The sequence below is a fragment of the Pseudomonas sp. RW10S2 genome, from assembly GCF_014268985.1.
In the GTDB taxonomy this organism is placed as follows: Bacteria; Pseudomonadota; Gammaproteobacteria; order Pseudomonadales; family Pseudomonadaceae; genus Aquipseudomonas; species Aquipseudomonas wayambapalatensis.
In genome coordinates, this window is record NZ_JABWRO010000252.1 from 1 (window position 1) to 390 (window position 390).

A 390-nucleotide genomic window follows, 5' to 3' on the forward strand; every position below is an offset into this window, starting at 1 on the left:
CGAACGCGCGGTGCTCGATGCACTGGCGGTAGACGGCGCCTTCGCAACCGTGCTGCTTGATGAGTTGACGCTGGATGGCGACGACAGCGACCTGCCAGCCCGTGCCGTGGCCGACAATCTGGCCTATGTGATCTATACCTCCGGTTCCACCGGTCGGCCTAAAGGCGTGGCCATCGCCCACCGCAACGTCGCCGCGCTGGTGGCCTGGTCGCAGCAGGTGTACAGCCAGGCCGATATCCAGGGCGTGCTGGCCAGCACCTCGATCTGCTTTGACCTGTCGGTGTGGGAGCTGTTCGTGACCCTGGCCGGTGGCGGTTTCATCGTGGGGGCGCGCAACGCCCTGGAGTTGCCGGAGCTGGCAGCGCGGGATCGGGTGCGCCTGATCAACAG

At 66.4% G+C, this 390-nt stretch carries 1 protein-coding gene; it reads left to right on the forward strand.

Annotated features, from left to right (window positions below):
• On the forward strand, positions 1–390 hold a 390-nt coding region (locus HU729_RS26080), incomplete at both ends, for an AMP-binding protein (RefSeq protein WP_186711929.1).